The organism is Streptomyces sp. MGP-BFMKR1, from assembly GCF_057766585.1.
This window is the reverse complement of sequence record NZ_CM173408.1, coordinates 2629292-2645728: the sequence shown is the minus strand read 5'-3', so window position 1 is coordinate 2645728 and position 16437 is coordinate 2629292. Positions and strand designations below refer to the sequence as shown.

The following is a 16437-nucleotide window of genomic DNA, read 5'->3' as shown; positions in this document are numbered from 1 at the left end:
GCCGCCAGCGAGCGGCACGGCACGACGCAGACGCAGACGACGAGCGTGACAAGGGGTGCACCATGAGCAGGTGGAAACGGCGCGAGCGGGAGCCGCGGGACACGGCCCGCGCGTCCTCGCCGAACGAACAACCCGGACTCCCGTACCCGGACGGCTGGTTCGCCGTGGCCACCAGCGGTGAGGTGCGCCCCGGCACGGTGCTCACCCGACGGCTCAAGGGCGAGGACGTGGTCCTCTACCGCACCACGAGCGGTCGGCTGAGGGTGGTGCGGCCGTTCTGCCCGCATCTGGGGGCCCACCTGGGCCACGGCGGAACGGTACGCGGCGACCACCTCGTCTGCCCCTTCCACCAGTTCCAGTTCGACCCGGAGGGGACCTGCGTCAAGACGGCCTACGGCACCCCGCCGCCCAAGGCCCGGCTGGCCACCCTGGACTTCCGCGAGGTCGACGACCTCGTCTTCGTCTGGTCCCACGCCGAGGGGAAGGCGCCCCAGTGGGAGGTCGAGGGCATCATGGGGGCGGGGTTCCGCACGCCGCGGTGCACCCGGTTCCCGCTGGCGGCCCACCCGCAGGACGTCGCCGAGAACTTCGTCGACTTCGGGCACTTCGGCACGCTGCACAAGGTCAGCATGGCCCCGCTGGGAGACCAGGAGATCGACGGGCACCTGATGCGGTTCCAGTACCAGATCCGCCCCGGTGGCGAGCGCGCGGGCGCCAAGCGGTACGCGACCCTGCCCGCGATCCACGTGACGCTGGAGGGGATCGGCAGCGTCCGGGTGGAGGCCGACGCCATGAAGTTCGGCTTCGAACTGCGGGCCCGGATGTCCGTCACGCCCGTGGAGGCCGACCGGAGCGACATGCGGGTCTCCGTCGCCCTGCGGCCGACGGGCTCCGGCCGCCGGCCGCTCGCCTCGCTGCTGGCCGCCGTGGCACCGTACGTCTTCGCCCCGGCCGCCGCCGTGGACATCCGCCGCGACGCCGCCATCTGGGCCCACAGCAGGTACCAGGACCAGCCGCGGCTCGCGCAGGGGGACGGCCCGATCATGCCGTTCCGGCGCTGGGCCCGGCAGTTCTACGGCGACCCGGAGCAGGCCCCGGAGCAGGCCCCGGCGCGGGCCGGCTGACGGGCCAGGGTGCGGGCCCGGCTCGGCGTGCGCGGGAGCCGGGCGCGCGAAACGCGCTTTCCCGGCCCCCACCCGTCGCCGCAGAATGGGCGCATGATCAACAGGTTGGCGCGCCGGGACGAGCTACCGGTGCTACGGGACATCGAGCGGGCGGCGGGGGAGTGCTTCCGGGCGATCGGCATGCCGGAGATCGCCGACGACGAACCGCCCTCGCTCCCCGAGCTCACCCACTACCAGCGGGCCGGCCGCTGCTGGGTCGTCGCGGACGACGGGGACTGGCCGGTCGCGTACGGGCTGACCGACCCCGTGGACGGGCGGTTGCACATCGAGCAGGTCTCGGTGCACCCGGACGCGGCCCGGCGGGGCGTCGGCCGCGGCCTCATCGACCACCTCGCCGAGCGCGCCGAGGCCGAGGGGCTGCCCGGGGTGACGCTCACGACCTTCGCGGACGTGCCGTGGAACGCCCCGTACTACGCGCGGCGCTGCGGGTTCCGGGTGCTGGCCGACGCCGAGGTGACGCCCGGGTTGCGGGAGATCCGGCGCCGGGAGGCGGAGCTCGGTCTGGACCGCTGGCCCCGGGTGTGCATGCTGCGCGAGCGCTGACCGCCCGGCGCCGGGCGGGCCGATCCGGGCCCGTGGGAGCCGCGGCGGCGGGGTCGGCCGGGCGTGCGGTCGGTTTACGTCCGGTCCGTGGAACTGATCGTATGGTCGATCGTTGCTATCCTCGGGGGGCTAAGCGTGGCTGTGGTGCGGACGTTCCACGGCGGTGAAGCCCTCACGGGGAGCGTGTAGGCCAGTGGACAAAGACGGTATGACGGTCGGCGTGACGGGCCGGGGGCCCGATCCGCGCGCGGAACGGAGCCGGGCCGCGGCGCTCGCCGCTGCCCAGGAACTACTGATCGAAGAGGGCTGGGCGGCGGTCACCCATGTTGCCGTCGCGGCCCGTAGCGGCGTCGGCCGCACCACCCTCTACCGGCACTGGCCCGACTCGGCGATGCTCATCCGCCAGTTGCTCGCCCAGTTGTTCCAGATCGACCACTCCTCCCGCACGGGCGACCTGCGCGAGGACCTGATCTGCGAGCTGCGGGCCTTCCAACTCCTGCTGGAGAACCCGACCGGCGACCGCGCGCTGCGCGTGATCATCGACCAGGCGTCGATCGACGCGGAGTACGCCGAGGTCCTTGAGCAGTGCCGGCACAAGGGTGCCGAAGTGCTGACGGCGATCATCGAGCACGGCCGCGAGCAGGGCGACCTGCCGGCGCGGCTCGGCACGGAGGAGGCCATCGGGCTGCTGCTCGGGCCCATGTTCTTCCGCCGGCTGGTCGCCAACAGCGGCTTCGAGCGCGACTACGTGACCGAGCTGGTCGACGGCTTCCTGCGGGCGTACGCGGTGGAGGTGCCGCCGGAGTCGCAGCGCGAGCTGACCCCCGAGCGGCGGGCCGAGCCCGTGGCGGGCGCCGCGTACTGATCCGCGAGCGGCGGTGGGCCGACCCCGGGAAGAACCGGGCTCGGCCGCCCCGCGTCGTCTCCGCGCGGGGCGGTCCGCCGGTGGCACGGGGCCGTCGCGCGGTGCGTCTCCCCGGTCGCGCTCAGCGCTCAATTCGCGCCGCGATAGGGGTTTGACCAGGCCCAAAAAGCCCTCGTGAGGGCCGGCGAGGTAGGCGCCCAGTAGGGGTCTGGTGCAAACTGCTCCACATTAGTCAGTTCAGCGTGGAGCGTGATGCATGGCGAAGACGGACGGCGCGGCGGTCGGTGTGACGCACCGGGGGCCCGATCCGCGTGCGGAGCGCAGCCGGGCCGCGGCGCTCACGGCGGCGCAGCAACTGCTGATCGAGGACGGTTGGGCCGCGGTGACGCACGTCGCCGTGGCGGCGCGCAGCGGAGTCGGCCGGACGACGCTTTACCGGCACTGGCCGGAGTCGGCCATGTTGATCCGCGACGTACTCGCCCGCTCCTTCGAGGTCGAACATTGCGCACCGACGGGCGACTTGCGGGCCGATTTGATCTCTGAATTGCAGGCGTTTCGCAGCATGCTGCTCGATTCTGTGGCCGAGCGTGCGCTGCGAGTGATGATCGAACGGGCCGCCGCCGACCGGGCCAGCGCCATCATCCTGGAAGATTGCCACCGCAAAGGTACGGAACTCATACGGGAAATTGTCGAGGCGGCGAAGGTTCGGGGCGAGCTGTCGCCGGACCTGCCCACGGACGCCGCGATCGACAAGCTGGCCGGCCCGATGCTCTTCAAGAGGCTGTTTTTCAACGGAACGTTCGATGACGGCTATGTAACCGATCTCGCGGACCGCTTCCTCGCCACCTACGCGCTTCCGCAGGTCCGGGGCACGGACTGACCTCGCGCGCCCGGGTCCGGGCGCGACGCACAAGCAAAGCCCGCTATGCTCGACGGCCAGATGTTTCAGTGAGACTCCAGCGGCGCTCTATTCGTGCCGCAGACCCTGGTGAAGTCTGCTCTATGAAACATCTTGTACCGCGCACGGGGGAGAGCGAACGGAGGCGCTCATCGGGGGGTCTGGCGAGCCCAGTGTCACAGGACTGATGAGTGTGCTCGTGTTGCTGCCCTTGGCCGGAGGCGACGTGGCCTGAAGTCATGGCGGGAGTGATTTCGTGAACCAGCTCATGGATAGCGGTGTCTGCGAGGCAATTCCCATATTGTCCGTAACGAACCGTGAGAAAATGCACCAACCCCGTTCTGCCCGTTTATTCGGAAGGGAAGGGGAAATCGCCGAACTCTGCGGAATGCTGCACGATCCCGGAATCCGGCTACTGACCATCACCGGACCCGCCGGCGTGGGGAAGAGCGCACTGGCGAACGCCGTGCTCGCCACGTCGGTGCCCTATGCCGCCGACGGCATCATCAAGGCCGACCTCGCGTCGACGGGCAGCCGCACCATCGCCTGGCGGCAGGTGGCGGCGGCGCTCGGCATCGGCGGCGACGCGGCGGCGCTCGCCCTCCCGGAGCTGGTCGGCTCCGAGATCGGCGATCGCGAGCTGCTGCTCGTCCTGGACAACTGCGACCTCGTGGCACCGCTGCTGTCCACCGACATAGCGGCGCTGCTGCGCGGTTGCCCGGCGCTACGCGTATTGCTGACCAGTCGCATCTCCCTTGAGGTGTACGCCGAGCACCTGTTCCCCGTGGCGCCTTTCCCCGTGGGCTCCGGTGGGCAGACTCCGTACAGCTCGGTGGCGGTGCAACTGTTCATCGACCGGGTGCGGGCGCATTACCGCAGCGACGTGTTGCACGGCGGCGAACTGCACAACATCGCCGAGATCTGCGAACTCCTCGACGGCGTGCCGCTGGCCATCGAGGTGACCGCGCGGGCTGTGGGCACGCTCAGCCCACGGGCGCTGCTCGAACAACTGCGGCGCGGCGCCCACCCGTACAACAGCCGCCTCCTCGACGTGCCGACCCGTCACCAGTCGGTACCCGGGGCGCTGTCCTGGGGCGACCAGGCGCTCTCCGCCGAGGAGCGGGCGCTGCTCCAGCGGCTCGCGGTGTGCGAGACCTCCATCGACCTGCCCACCGCGCAGCGACTGGGCAACCTGTCGCTGATGCAGGCGGCGCGCAGGTTGGATTCGCTGGTGCACAAGAGCCTGTTGGTGAGCGCGAAGCGGGAGGGGGGCGAGCCGGAGTTCCGGATGCTCACCGCGACCCGTAACTACTACCGCAAGCGGCTCGCGCAGGACCCCGAGGAACAGGCCGAGGCGCGGAACCGGCACGCCGAGCACTACGCGAAGTTCGCCGTCGCCGCCGAACGCGGGCTGCGCATCGCGGAGGAGCGGGCCCACTGGCTCGCGCTCGCGCAGACCCGGCTGGCCGACATCCGCACCGCGATCCGGCGGCTCCAGGCCAAGGGGGAGCACGCCACCGCGGTCCGTACCCTGCTCGCCCTCGAAGAGGCGTGGGTCGTGCACAACGTGCTCCGTGAGTCCGCGGGGATACTGTCCCGCTCCGTCACCGCCCTGGAGGCGGCCGACGTACGGGACGCGCGGGACGCGGCGCTGCTGGCCGACGCGTTGGAGACGGCGGGTCGGTGGGCGATGGCGGGCGAGGAGTTGCCGTGCGCCCGGGCGTTGCTGACCCGGGCCGCCGAGCTCTACCGCGGCACGGGGGACCCCGGTGGGCGGGCCCGCGTGGCCACGCTCCAGGGGGAGCTGCTGCGGCGCGCGGGGGACGCGGAGGCGGCCGAGCGGCAGGCCGAGTTCGCCGTGGCCGAGCTGGACGCGATCGGCGACGTCAGGAACGCGGCCACCGCACGGCGGTTGCTGTCCCTGGTACGCGCCGGGAGCGGCAAGCCGGACGCGGAGGCCCCGCTGGTGCGGGCCCTGGAGGAGTTGCGGTCCCTGGAGGAGCCGTACGCCCGGGCCGTCGCGCTGATCCACCTGGCCCGGGTGCGGCTGGCCACCGGCCGGTCGGCGGAGGCGTACACCACGGTCCGCGAGGCCATGGAGATCCTCACCCGGTACGTCGGCGGCCCGGCCGATGTGGTGCTCGCGCTGGAGACAGCGGCTCGCTCGGCGCCGAGCGGAGGCGGCACGGAGCGAGCGCACGTCCTACGGTTGTTGGGGCTGGCCAAGGCACTGCGGGAGCAGCACGAGCTGCCGCCGAGCGTGGACGGGGCCGCGTTGCGGTCGCTGGCCGACCAGTTGCGGGAGGCCACGGGGGACGCGGCCGACGGTGACAGCGGTCGGACCGCCACCGCGGTGGACACGCCCACGCTCTACTCGGCGCTGGCCACCGCGCTGTCGGCACCGGTACCCAAGCCCGTCGCGGGCCCGGGGACCGACGCCAGGCTGGCCGGGCTCACCCCCCGGCAGCACCAGATCGCGGAGCTGGTCGCCGAGGGCATGACCAACCGCCAGATCGCCCGCTCGCTCGAACTGTCGGAGTGGACGGTCGTCAACCATCTGCGCCAGGTGATGAACAAGCTGGAGTGCCCCTCCCGCGTGCACGTCACCCGCATCGTGCAGCAGACGGCCGCGGGATAGCACCACGCACCACCCTGCCGGGCCCGGCGCACCCGACGGTGCCGGGCCCGGCTCTTTTGTCTGCCCCCGAATGACCCTGACCAGCTCTGCCTGACCCCGACTGACCCGGGCCGGTCCTGCCTGACTCCGATCAGCTCTGCCTGACCCCGACCGGTCCTGGCCGGCCGCGACTGGCCCTGACGGGCCGCCTTGTCCCGCCCGCCCCGCGCGCACCCGGCGCACGGGGCGGAGCCGGGACCGGCTCACTTCTCCCGGTACGCCGCCGCCCGCGCCATCGCGTGCAGCTCGGCGGCCCACTCGGCCGGGAGCGCCGCGCTCACCGCGTCGTTGGCGACCTTCAGCCGCTCCTCGATGACCGACTCGACGCGGTCCTTCATACCCGTCTTCAGGAGCAGCGCGTGCAACTCCTCGGGGTCCGTGTTCGGCAGGTCGTCGCCGACCAGGGCCTTGACCTCGGGCTCGTCCTGGAGGGCGAAGGACATCAGCAGCGTCATCTTGTGCTGCTTGAAGTCGAGACGGGCCGGCTTGCCCGTGATGTCCGTGTCGCCGAACGCGTCCAGCAGGTCGTCGCGCAACTGGAACGCCTCGCCGAGCGCGAGCCCGTACTCCTCGAACGGGGTCAGCAGCTCGGGCGAGCCGCCGGCCAGCATCGCGCCCACCGCCAGCGGCCGGTAGACGGTGTAGCGGCCGGACTTGAACAGCGCTATCCAGCGGGCCAGCGGGATGTCCGGCTGGAACCTGGCGGCGGCCCGCACGTCGAGGAACTGCCCCACCATCAGCTCCGTCGACAGCTCGCCCCATACCGAGCGCGCGGCCGGCGGGCAGTGGGCGAGCAGCCGCTCGGCGTAGACGATGGCGAGGTTGCCGGCGAGCATCGCCACGCTCTGCCCGTAGTGCCGGGCGTCGCCGTGCCAGTCGCGCTCGCGGTGCAGCGTGGCGTGCAGCACGTGCGCGGTGGGCCCGCCGCGCCGCAGCTCCGACTCGTCCAGCACGTCGTCGTGGAGCAGCGCCGAGGTGTGCATCAACTCCAACGCGGCGGCGGCGTCCACGGCCACCTCGGACTCGGGGTCGCCGCCGGCGGCGAGGTAGGCCGCGATACAGAACGCCGGCCGCAGCCGCTTGCCGCCGCTGGCGACCATGGCGCCGACGCAGTCCACCAGCTCCAGCGCGTCCGGGTTCTGCTCGCTCCAGTACGCCCGCTCCTGCGCGAGCAGCGCCGCCAGCCGCTCCTCGACCCGGGCCAGCATGCGGTCGCGCAGCTCCCGTGGTGTGCCCTGACTGGCTGGTGTGCCCCGACTGGCGTCGGTGTTGGCCACGGTGGTCGTCGCCTCGATGGATGTCACAACAAGCTCCCCGGCATGGAGGAAGACAGAGTCCTCGGTGGTGGTCGTGCGGGTGTCGGCGCCGTGGCCGACGGTGTCGCGCTGTCGCGTCCGGCTCACCCGGGTCGCGGCCTGGCGCGTCGACGGTGTTCTGGGTGATCTGGGCGTGCTAGGCGGTCTGGCGGTTCGGCAAGGATCTCAGGTGGCTGCCCGGTGGCGGTGTCTGCTCCGTGGCGGGCGGGAGCCAGGGTGGGGCGCCGGGGGCGCGTCTGGGGCGGGGCACGGCGGTGGCCCCGTCGCCCGGGCCGTGCGGGATGCGGACCCGGGCCGGCCGGGGCGTTTGCCGCGCGGAGCGGCCCGGTACGGCGCCGCCCGGGCCCGTCCCGGCGGCCGGGCCGGCCGGGGCGTGCGGGCGGTGCGTACGAGCCTGTGCGCGCTGCGAGCGCCCGGCGTGCGCGGTGGTGCGGTCGCGGTCGTCTCCGTGGTCGCTGGGAGCGGCGGTGAGGTCGGGCAGCGCGGCACGGTGCCGCGCACCGGCGGCGGCCGGTCGGCCGCCCGGGCAGCGCGACGTGGCCGCCGCGGCGCGCCAACGCGCCGGCGCCACGGTCGCCTTCGCCTGCCCATCCCAGCTCATGGGTCAATCCTGCGGTTCTGGGCTGCTGGGGGCCATGACAACGTCCTGCCAGCGGCCGGGGCGCGGCCTGGTCAGCGCGCGGTCCACCAGCGCGCCGGCGGCGCCGGTGTAGTGCGTCGGCTCGACCAGGTCGGCCAGGCGCGCGGCCGACAGGAGCCGGGTCACCTCGGGCAGTTCGCCGAGCACGGCCTCCAGGGTGCGTCCGGAGGCCGCCGCGTCGGCGGACGCCCGGCTGAGCACCTGCCGGGCGACGGCCTTGCCGAGCAACGGCGCCAGCGCCGCCGCGATCCGCTCGGAGACGAGCTGGCCGCCGGTCAGGTCGAGGTTGGCGCGCATCCGCTCGGGGGCGACGGACAGGTTCTCGGCCAGCTCCACGGCGTGCGCCGCCGCGCCGCCCGTCAGCCGTAGGCAGGCGCGCAGCGGCTCCCACTCGGCGTGCCAGCCGCCGGCCGACCGCTCGTCCTCGACGGCCATCGCGCCGGTCACCGTGGCCGCGAGCTGCGGCACCTGGAGCGCGGCGGAGCGGATCACGGTGGCCAGCACCGGGTTGCGCTTGTGCGGCATCGCCGACGAGGCGCCGCGCCCGGCGACCGCGCCCTCGTGCACCTCGCCGACCTCGGTCCGGGTCAGCGACTGCACGTCCACGGCGATCTTGCCGAGCGCGCCCGAGGTGAAGGCGAGCGCGGCGGCCAGATCGGCCATCGGGGTGCGCAGCGCGTGCCAGGGCAGCACCGGTTGGGCCAGCCCGGTCTCGGCGGCGAAGGCGGCGGTCAGCTCGTACGCGTACGAGGCCACGCCCGGCGAGCCGTGCCCGTGCCCGGCGTACTCCAGGTAGCCGGCCAGTGTGCCGGCCGCGCCGCCGAGTTGGACCGGGAGCTGTTCGCGCACCCGGCGCAGCCGCCCCGCCGCGTCGAGCACGAGCCACATCCAGCCGGCGGCCTTGAGCCCGAAGGTGGTGGGCACGGCGTGCAGGGTCAGGGTGCGGCCGGCCATAGCCGTGTCCCGGTGCCGCTCGGCGAGGCCGGCCAGCGCCTCGGCGGTCCGGTCGAGGTCGGGGATGACCAGGCCCAGGGCCCGGTCGGCGACCAGCATCGCGCCGGTGTCGAAGATGTCCTGGCTGGTCGAGCCCCGGTGGACGTACTCGGCCGCCGCCGCGTCCCGCGCGGCGACCACCGAGGTGAACTCCCGCACGAGGCCGACCACCGGGTTCGCCGCCTCGCGGGCGCTTCGGGCCAGCGCGAACAGGTCCAGGTGCGCGGCCCGCGCCGCGTCGCTGATGGCCCGGGCCGCCGTGGCCGGCACCGTGCCGAGCCGGGCCTGCGCCCGGGCCAGCGCGGCCTCCGCGTCCAGCATCGCCTGGAGCCAGGCGTGGTCGGCCACGGCCGCCTCCACGGGCGTGCCGGCGCGCACCGGCGAGAGCAGCCCCGCGTCGGCGAACTCGTCACCGCGCGTCCCTCCCGTGCTCACCGGTCGGCCGCCGTTGCCGCGAGCGCCGGGGCCGGCGCGTCCGGCGCGCGGGTCGGGTCGTCACCGAGCACGGCCCGCGCGATGGCGTCCGAGTCGCTGAGGATCACCGAGCCCACGCCGGGCCGGATGCCGGCCGCGGTCACCCAGTGCACGGCCTCGGTGGGCACGCCGTACGCGAACCGCCGCAGGTGCGGCGCGCCGTGCGCGTCCAGCAGCCGGTAGGGGCGCTCGGTGACGGCCAGCCCGCCGGTCTCGTACGCCGTGCCGTCCGTGGCCGGCAGCCGGTACGGGGCGCACTGGCCGGTGGCGAGCAGGTGGCGCAGCAGCGGATCGGCCGTGCGGCGCAGGTCGATCTCCGGCAGCCGGGCCTCGATCAGCACGCGGGCGCTGACCCGCGAGCCGGGCACGGCCGGCGACTCGGCGACGAACGCGCCAGCTTCGGCGTCGGCCACGATCCGCAGGGCGGGCCCGGCGACGCGCAGCGTGCCCGCCTCGATCAGCGCCAGCAGCTCCTCGATGCGCCGGGCGGGCGGGCCGATCGACAGGTAGGCGTTGAGCGGGGTGTACCAGCGGTCCAGGTCGGCGCGGTAGGAATCGCCGCTCAGCCCGCCGTGGTCGACCGCGAGCCGCAGCTCGTTGCGCAGGTCGCGCAGGACGTCGAGGGCGGCCTTGAGCGGGCCGCTGACGTTGCCCGCGCGGGCGGCCTCCAGGTCGCTCCGCAACTGGTCGAGCAGCCAGTCCCGGAAGTCGTCCGGGCCACTGAACTCGCGCTCCGCGTAGGGCTGCTCGATGGCCGACCAGTCCCACCACTCGGCCGCTGGGATGTCGAACGCGGTCAGCAACTCCGCGTCGGCGGCGCTGATCGGCGGATGGGCGGAGGCGGGGTCGGCCGGGTCCGCCGAGTGGCTCGCGGCGGCGGACGCGCCACGGGCGACGTCGGGGTGGGGGGTATCGGTGTCGGTGTCGGCGGCGTCGGGGCGGGCGGTGTCGTACGCCGGCGCCGCGCCGTCCGCCGCGTGCGCGAGGTAGCGCTCCCGGAACGCGGCGACCCGCTCCGCCTCGCCGCGCGCGGTCAGCAACGCGCAGTAGTAGACGGTCTCCACCTCGCGGGCCACCAGCGGCCACAGTGCCTCGCGGAAGGCGAGCCCGGGGGTGCCGGCCGCCTGCGCGCGCAGCTTGGCTATCAGCTCCGGGGTGAGCAGGAACGGCTCGTGGCGGCCCTCGACGCCCTTCTCGTTCTCGCCCCGCGCGTGGTACGGCATGCCTCGGCGCGAGCCGGCGTACAACCGAGGCTCCCGGCCCGACGGCAGGTAGACCAGGCGGCCCGCGCGGCGCTCGTACCGGCCGCCGCGGCCCTGCGTCAACAGGGCCATGTGGTCGAAGAAGTTGAGCCCCAGCCCGCGCAACAGCACGGTGTCGCCGGGTGCGATACCCGAGAGGTCGGCGTCGGCCGGGTTGGCCGGCGGTACGTACACCAGGCCGTGCCCGGCGGCGAAGTCGGCCAGCCGCGCCTGCGCCGGCGACGGTTCGACGGGGAGGTGGCCCTGGGCCAGCACGACCGCGTCCAACCCTTCGAGCCGGCCGCCGTCCTCCAGCGTCACGGTCTGGGTGCCCGCCGCCCCGTCGTCCAACGCCACGGCCCGCCCGGCGTGCACGCGGACGGTGACCCGCGCGGGGGCGCCGGCGACGACGCGCCCGAAGGCCCAGGCGAGGTAGCTGCCGTACAGCGCGCGGGTCGGATAGGTGTCCGGGCCCAGTGCGGCGGCCTCGGCCAGGGTGGCGGCGTCGCAGGGCGGGTCGCCAGGGCCCGGGAGGCCGTAGGCGTCGGACGCCACCGTTCGCGGGACCCGCGGGTGCGCCTCAGCGGACGTGCCGGGCGGCTGCCGGGTGGCGCTGGCGGGTGCCTCGTGCGCCCGTCGTGCGCCCGGTTGTGGGGGCACGCCCCCGGAGGGCGCCGCGTTCCGCGCGCCGAGCGCGCGGGCCCATTCGTAGAGGCTGGGGCCCGGGGCCAGCGGGCCCGCCATGTCCACGCTGTCGTCGGTGAAGACGGTCACCTGGCAGGCCACGGTATTCATCAGCAGGTGCCGGGACTGGTCGGTCCGCCATACCTGCCCGGGGCCCGGTACGTGCGGATCGACCACGTGCACGGTCAGCGCCCCGAGTGCCGGAAAACGCCGGGCATTGGCACAGAGCCGTTCCAGGACGGAGAGACCGCGTGGGCCCACCCCGATGATGCAGACATCGAGGCGCGTGCTGGCCATGCCGCTCTCCATTCCCTGTACGACGTGTCGCCGAGCGGATCGGCCCGTCCTGAGCGAACTGGCCCCCGAGTCTTGGGGAAAGTACTCGCGCACGGTAGCGGCTAGTTCTTGCTATCTGACATGGTGGAGCTTGCCATGCGGCTTGCTATGGCCATTCGTGCAGGTCGGAGCCTACTTTGTGACAACTTCTAGCCTTCATAACCCCGGGCGACCAGCGCCTGCACGCACGCTGCGCGGCCACCCGCGCGGCCCGTCGTGAAGGTAATCCCGTTCCTAGGTGGGGAGAGCTGGAATGTCCTATCGGAAACACCCGCTGAACATCGCTGAGCTGTTTGAATGGCACGCGCAGGCCAAGCAGCAGACCGTCGCTTACCTGGACCGGCCCTTTGACATAGCCCCCGATCAGGGCACGCGTTTTGACGCCGGACAACTCGCCCACACGGTGCGGGACTTCTCCGCCCGGCTTTATGCCGCGGGGGCCCGCGCGGGCGATCGGGTGGCCATTGTCAAAGACAATCACCTGGACATGACGCTGGCCGCCGCGGCGGCGGCGCGCTTCGGGGCGATACCCGCGACGATCGCCGGGGCCAACACCCCGGAGAACCACCGCGCGATGATCGCCAAGCTGAAGCCCTCGGTCCTGGTGGTCTCGCCCACCGCGCTGGCCGCCGCCGCCCGGGCGGGCATCGAACTGAGCGACCCGGGCACCAAGGTGATCGTCCTCGGCGAACTGGGCGACGGCGCCCCCAAGGACGCGCTGACGCTGAGCGACCTCGACGGCGCCGACGCCCCGCCGACCCGGCTGCGCGCCCCGCACGAGTCCATGCTGATCATGCACAGCTCCGGCACCACCGGCGTGCCCAAGCTCGTCGTCCACTCCGGCAACTCGCTGCTCGGCGGCGTGGCCCGGATGGAGCGCATCCGCTTCCCCGTCCTGGCCAGCAAGCACCGCGACGTGGCCGCCACCTCCGTCTCGTTCGCGCACGGCCGGATCGTGTCCTGGGTGATGGGGCAGTTCGTGCTCGCCCCGAAGAAGATCGTGATCATCTCCCAGCACGACCCCGAGGTCGCCGAGCGGATGATCGAGGAGCACCGGCCCACCTCCCTGGAGGCGTGCCCGAACATCTTCCAGCGCTGGGAGGAGTTGGCCTACCAGCGGCCGGAGATCTTCCGTCAGGTGCGGCTGTTCGTCGGCACCTTCGACGCCATCCACCCGCGCACGGTGCGCACCTTCCTGAACGTCTCCAAGCGGCGCTTCCCGGTGTGGCTCCAGGGCTGGGGCCAGAGCGAGGTCGGCCCGGTCTGCTTCACGCTCTTCACCCGGGGCCGGATGAAGAACATCTCCGACGACGCGTCGGTCACCAGCGACATCGGCTGGCCCTCGCCCGGCTTCAACAAGGTCAAGGTCGTCGACATCGAGACCGGCCGCAAGGTCGCCAAGGGCGAGCCCGGGCTGATGATGGTCTCCACCAAGGCCCAGTGCCTGGACTACGTCGGCGAGAGCGACCGGCACGCGGAGAAGGTCGACGGCCAGTGGTGGAACACCGGAGACGTCGGCGAGATGGACGCGCTCGGCCGCCTCAAGCTGGTCGACCGCGAGGTGGACATCATCCCCGGCACCAGCGGCATCGAGCTGGAGAGCATCCTGCTCGACCGGCTGCCCCGCGCCTCCGACGTGACCGTGCTCGGCGTGCCGGGCGAACTGCCCGTGCCCGTGCTGTCCATGGTGGACGACAAGCTCGACCCGCAGGAGTGGGCCGCCGCGACCGCCGGGCTGCCCCCGATGGCCGAGCCGAAGCTCGTGCCCTGGGACGAGGTGCCGCGCACCGCGACCTGGAAGGTGCGCCGGCTCGACCTGCGCGAGCAGGTGCTGGGCAGCAAGGAGGCCATCGGCTCCGGCCGCTGGACCTGACGGGACCTCCCGTCCGGCGCGGGGCCAGACCCCGCGCCGGACGCCGCCACCGGCCCGCTCGCGGCCGGCCGGCGGGGGACGGGCGGCGCGGCCACCGTGGCCGCGCGGCGACGCCCGGCAGCAGACGACGAACCACCGAGGAACCACCATCCGACGGGACCGGCCCGCGCGAGCACGCGGGCGGCACGACGCCGCCCGCACCGCGCACCCGGGGCCGGGCACCCGCGGGAGCAACGCGTATGAGGAGCAGGAGTGGCTGACATCGACATAGCGGTGATCGGCGCCGGCATCGCCGGCCTGACCACCGCGTACCGGTTGACACAAGAGGGCCACCGGGTGGAGGTGTTCGAGTCCGAGGACGCGCCCGGTGGGCGGATGCGCTCCAGCCGCGTCGACGGCTACACCACCGACCGTGGCGCGGAGACGATCTCCCCGTACGGCTACCCGGCCACCTGGGAGTTCATCCGGGAACTCGGCCTGGACCGGGGCAACCAGATCCACCAGATCGAGCACCCGGTCGGCCTGTGGGACCAGGGCCGCAACCACCCGTGGGTGGGGCACCCCAAGGGCATGGTCCTCGGCGCGGGCATGTCCGTCAGCGGGCGCGTCCAGTCCTTCCGCTCGATGCTGGGCGGCATGCGTCGCTCGGGCCAGGTCGACCCGGAATGGCCGGAGAACTCCAAGTACGGGAACATGACGCTGGCCGAGTTCGGCGCCCGGTACGGCCAGGAGATGGTCGAGCGCAGCCTCGCCCCGATCGCGCACACCGCCTTCGGCTGGCAGCCCGAGGTCAGCGCGGTGGCGCCGCTGCTGGCCATCATGCAGGGCACCAAGGGCATCTTCCGCTGGCAGACCTACCGCGACGGCCAGGACACCATGGCCCGCACGCTGGCCAGCCGGGTCAAGGTGCACCTGTCGCGCTCGGTGGAGCGCGTGGTGCGCGAGGGCGAGGAGGTGCGCGTCCACTTCGCCGACGGCACCGACCTGACGGCGCGCGCCGCGGTCCTCACCCAGCCGTCGCCGGAGATCCCCTCGGTCCACCCCGGACTCCCGGACGACGAGCGGCCGTTCATCGAGGCGTCCACCTTCACCACCATGATGCGCGTCGCGGTCCGCCTCGACCGCCCGCTGGAGCCGCGCCGCGACCCGAGCAACCCGCGCTCGTACGCGGTCGTCCTCGGCCCGAACGAGAACTCGCTCTTCTCCGGCTGCACCATCGAGCACAACAAGTGCCCCGACCGGGTGCCGGCCGGCCGCGGCCTGGTCACCCTGCTGATCTCGCCGCGCCGCGTGCACGAGGTGTACGACCTGCCGGACGAGGAGGTGCTGGAGCGGGCGTTGGACGAGAGCACCCACTTCATCGACGGCCTGCGCTCGGCGTACGTCGGACACCACATCGTCCGCTGGCCCAACGGTCTGCCCGCCGCCCCGCCGGCCGCGCTCCGGCTGCGGGGCCGCTTCGTCCGCCGCTCGCCGCGGCCCATCGAGTACGCGGGCGACTGGCTCTACCTGCGCCCGAGCAGCGAGGCGGCCATCGCCTCGTCGAAGCTCGCGGTGGACCGGGTGCACGCCTGGCTCTCGGGCCAGCGCTGACCCACGGGCGGGCCGCCCCCCCCGGCGGCCCGCCCTCCCGCGTGCGGCTCGACCGACAGGCCCCGCCCGCCGGCCCCGCGCGGCCAGCGGTCGGGGCCTTCGGCTCACCATCGCCTGCTCATGGTTTAGCGGAAGGCGTCCGCGTGGTCGGTGACCCACTCGCGGAAGGTCAGCGCGGGGCGCCCGAGCAGCCGCTGCACCGTGTCGGTGACCCGCTCCGGCGTGTCCACGAAGGACTTCCAGGCCCGCAGCCGGCCCGCCACGAACTCCGCGTTCCCCCACGCCGCGGCGAACTCCTCCTGGGCCACCTCCGCCGACATCTCCTCCCAGCGCACCTCCCGCCCGATCACCTCGCCGATGATCCGCACCTGCTCGACATGGGTGAGCGCGGCCGGCCCGGTGAGCAGGTGGGCCACCCCGTCGTGCCGCCGCCGCTCGGCCCCGTCGGCGGTGAGCGCCCGCACGGCGACCTCGGCGATGTCCCGCTCGTGGATGAGCGATCTGGCGGCCCGCCCGTACGGGTAGCGCACCGTGCCCCGCCGTATCTGGTCCGCCCAGCGCAGCGTGTTGGCCGCGAAGTCGATGGCCCGCAGGAAGGTCCAGGTGACCCCGGACCGCCTGAGCTGGCGCTCGATGGCCTGGTGGTACGACGTGGGCTCCTCGCCGTCCGCGAGGTCGGCCACGTCCGTCGAGAGGTAGACCACCTGCCGGGCCTGGTCGGTGATCACCTCAAGCACCCGTGGGTCCACCGGCAGCCCTGGCCACATCAGGTACACCCGCTCCACCCCGCGCACCGCCGCCGCCAGCGAGTCCGGGTCGCCCAGGTTCCCCCGCACCGCCTCCACCCCACCCGGCAGCCCCGCCGCCCCCGGGTCCCGCACCAGCGCCCGTACGTCCACGTCCGCCCGCGCCAGCCCGGCGACGATGTGCCTGCCTACCGTGCCGGTCGCCCCGGTCACCAGGATCTTGGTCATACGAGGACCGTAGAACCTGAACCACGGTTCAACTCAAGGGCCGCAGGGGCGGCTCCGACGTACGGGTGGGGGAGGGCCCGCCGGAGGGCGGTGGTGTGGCGACCGGCCCGGTGGCGTTGATCACATACAGCGGTGCGGGCATCACC

11 protein-coding genes are annotated in these 16437 nt (G+C 73.5%); 7 read left to right on the top strand and 4 right to left on the bottom strand.

The features are described 5' to 3' along the window. Positions 1–62: 62 nt before the first annotated feature. The 5 genes from AC3CHW_RS09675 to AC3CHW_RS09655 all read left to right on the top strand — a co-directional run bounded on the left by AC3CHW_RS09675 (position 63) and on the right by AC3CHW_RS09655 (position 6128). Positions 63–1124 (top strand): Rieske 2Fe-2S domain-containing protein, encoded by a 1062-nt coding sequence (locus AC3CHW_RS09675; protein WP_488470180.1) that lies wholly within the window; start codon positions 63–65, stop codon positions 1122–1124. 93 nt (positions 1125–1217) lie between these two features. Further along, positions 1218–1727 carry a GNAT family N-acetyltransferase gene (locus AC3CHW_RS09670; protein ID WP_488470179.1) on the top strand — a complete coding sequence of 170 codons (510 nt, stop codon included), beginning with the start codon at positions 1218–1220 and terminating at the stop codon, positions 1725–1727. A gap of 193 nt (positions 1728–1920) precedes the next feature. Then, positions 1921–2592 carry a TetR-like C-terminal domain-containing protein gene (locus tag AC3CHW_RS09665; protein WP_398609199.1) on the top strand — a complete coding sequence of 224 codons (672 nt, stop codon included), beginning with the start codon at positions 1921–1923 and terminating at the stop codon, positions 2590–2592. Positions 2593–2848: 256 nt separating this feature from the next. Further along, positions 2849–3472: a TetR-like C-terminal domain-containing protein gene (locus AC3CHW_RS09660; protein WP_176164073.1), complete on the top strand. Its 624-nt coding sequence runs from the start codon at positions 2849–2851 to the stop codon at positions 3470–3472. Positions 3473–3878: 406 nt separating this feature from the next. Continuing rightward, positions 3879–6128 (top strand): winged helix-turn-helix domain-containing protein, encoded by a 2250-nt coding sequence (locus AC3CHW_RS09655; protein WP_488470178.1) that lies wholly within the window; start codon positions 3879–3881, stop codon positions 6126–6128. A 242-nt stretch (positions 6129–6370) separates the two neighbouring features. Here the strand turns inward: AC3CHW_RS09655 and AC3CHW_RS09650 are convergent, their stop codons facing one another. From AC3CHW_RS09650 to AC3CHW_RS09640, 3 genes are all read right to left on the bottom strand, one after another. Next, positions 6371–7471, bottom strand: a complete 1101-nt coding sequence (locus AC3CHW_RS09650) for a polyprenyl synthetase family protein (protein ID WP_232109764.1) — start codon at positions 7469–7471, stop codon at positions 6371–6373. 616 nt (positions 7472–8087) lie between these two features. Continuing rightward, positions 8088–9551: a nitrosuccinate lyase gene (locus tag AC3CHW_RS09645; protein ID WP_488470177.1), complete on the bottom strand. Its 1464-nt coding sequence runs from the start codon at positions 9549–9551 to the stop codon at positions 8088–8090. After that, a complete protein-coding gene (locus AC3CHW_RS09640; protein WP_488470176.1) occupies positions 9548–11812 on the bottom strand; it encodes an FAD/NAD(P)-binding protein in 2265 nt (754 codons plus the stop codon). The genes AC3CHW_RS09645 and AC3CHW_RS09640 overlap by 4 nt, the downstream gene beginning before the upstream one ends. Before the next feature lie 292 nt (positions 11813–12104). Here AC3CHW_RS09640 and AC3CHW_RS09635 point away from each other — a divergent pair, with 292 nt between their 5' ends. Together AC3CHW_RS09635 and AC3CHW_RS09630 are read left to right on the top strand one after the other, a co-directional pair. Next, complete coding sequence (locus AC3CHW_RS09635) at positions 12105–13724, top strand: AMP-binding protein (RefSeq protein WP_488470175.1); 1620 nt, start codon at positions 12105–12107, stop codon at positions 13722–13724. A 252-nt stretch (positions 13725–13976) separates the two neighbouring features. Beyond that, positions 13977–15317, top strand: coding sequence for a protoporphyrinogen/coproporphyrinogen oxidase (locus AC3CHW_RS09630; RefSeq protein WP_398608452.1), 1341 nt, complete (start codon positions 13977–13979; stop codon positions 15315–15317). A gap of 125 nt (positions 15318–15442) precedes the next feature. On the opposite strand, the gene AC3CHW_RS09625 is transcribed toward AC3CHW_RS09630, so the two are convergent. Continuing rightward, positions 15443–16291 (bottom strand): NmrA family NAD(P)-binding protein, encoded by an 849-nt coding sequence (locus AC3CHW_RS09625; RefSeq protein WP_488470174.1) that lies wholly within the window; start codon positions 16289–16291, stop codon positions 15443–15445. Positions 16292–16437: the final 146 nt, after the last annotated feature.

Coding starts and splice junctions, on each gene's coding strand:
- AC3CHW_RS09640 (WP_488470176.1), bottom strand. CDS start 11,812: ATGGCCAGCACGCGCCTCGATGTCTGCATCATCGGGGTGGGCCCACGC.
- AC3CHW_RS09660 (WP_176164073.1), top strand. CDS start 2,849: ATGGCGAAGACGGACGGCGCGGCGGTCGGTGTGACGCACCGGGGGCCC.
- AC3CHW_RS09655 (WP_488470178.1), top strand. CDS start 3,879: ATGCTGCACGATCCCGGAATCCGGCTACTGACCATCACCGGACCCGCC.
- AC3CHW_RS09675 (WP_488470180.1), top strand. CDS start 63: ATGAGCAGGTGGAAACGGCGCGAGCGGGAGCCGCGGGACACGGCCCGC.
- AC3CHW_RS09625 (WP_488470174.1), bottom strand. CDS start 16,291: ATGACCAAGATCCTGGTGACCGGGGCGACCGGCACGGTAGGCAGGCAC.
- AC3CHW_RS09670 (WP_488470179.1), top strand. CDS start 1,218: ATGATCAACAGGTTGGCGCGCCGGGACGAGCTACCGGTGCTACGGGAC.
- AC3CHW_RS09635 (WP_488470175.1), top strand. CDS start 12,105: ATGTCCTATCGGAAACACCCGCTGAACATCGCTGAGCTGTTTGAATGG.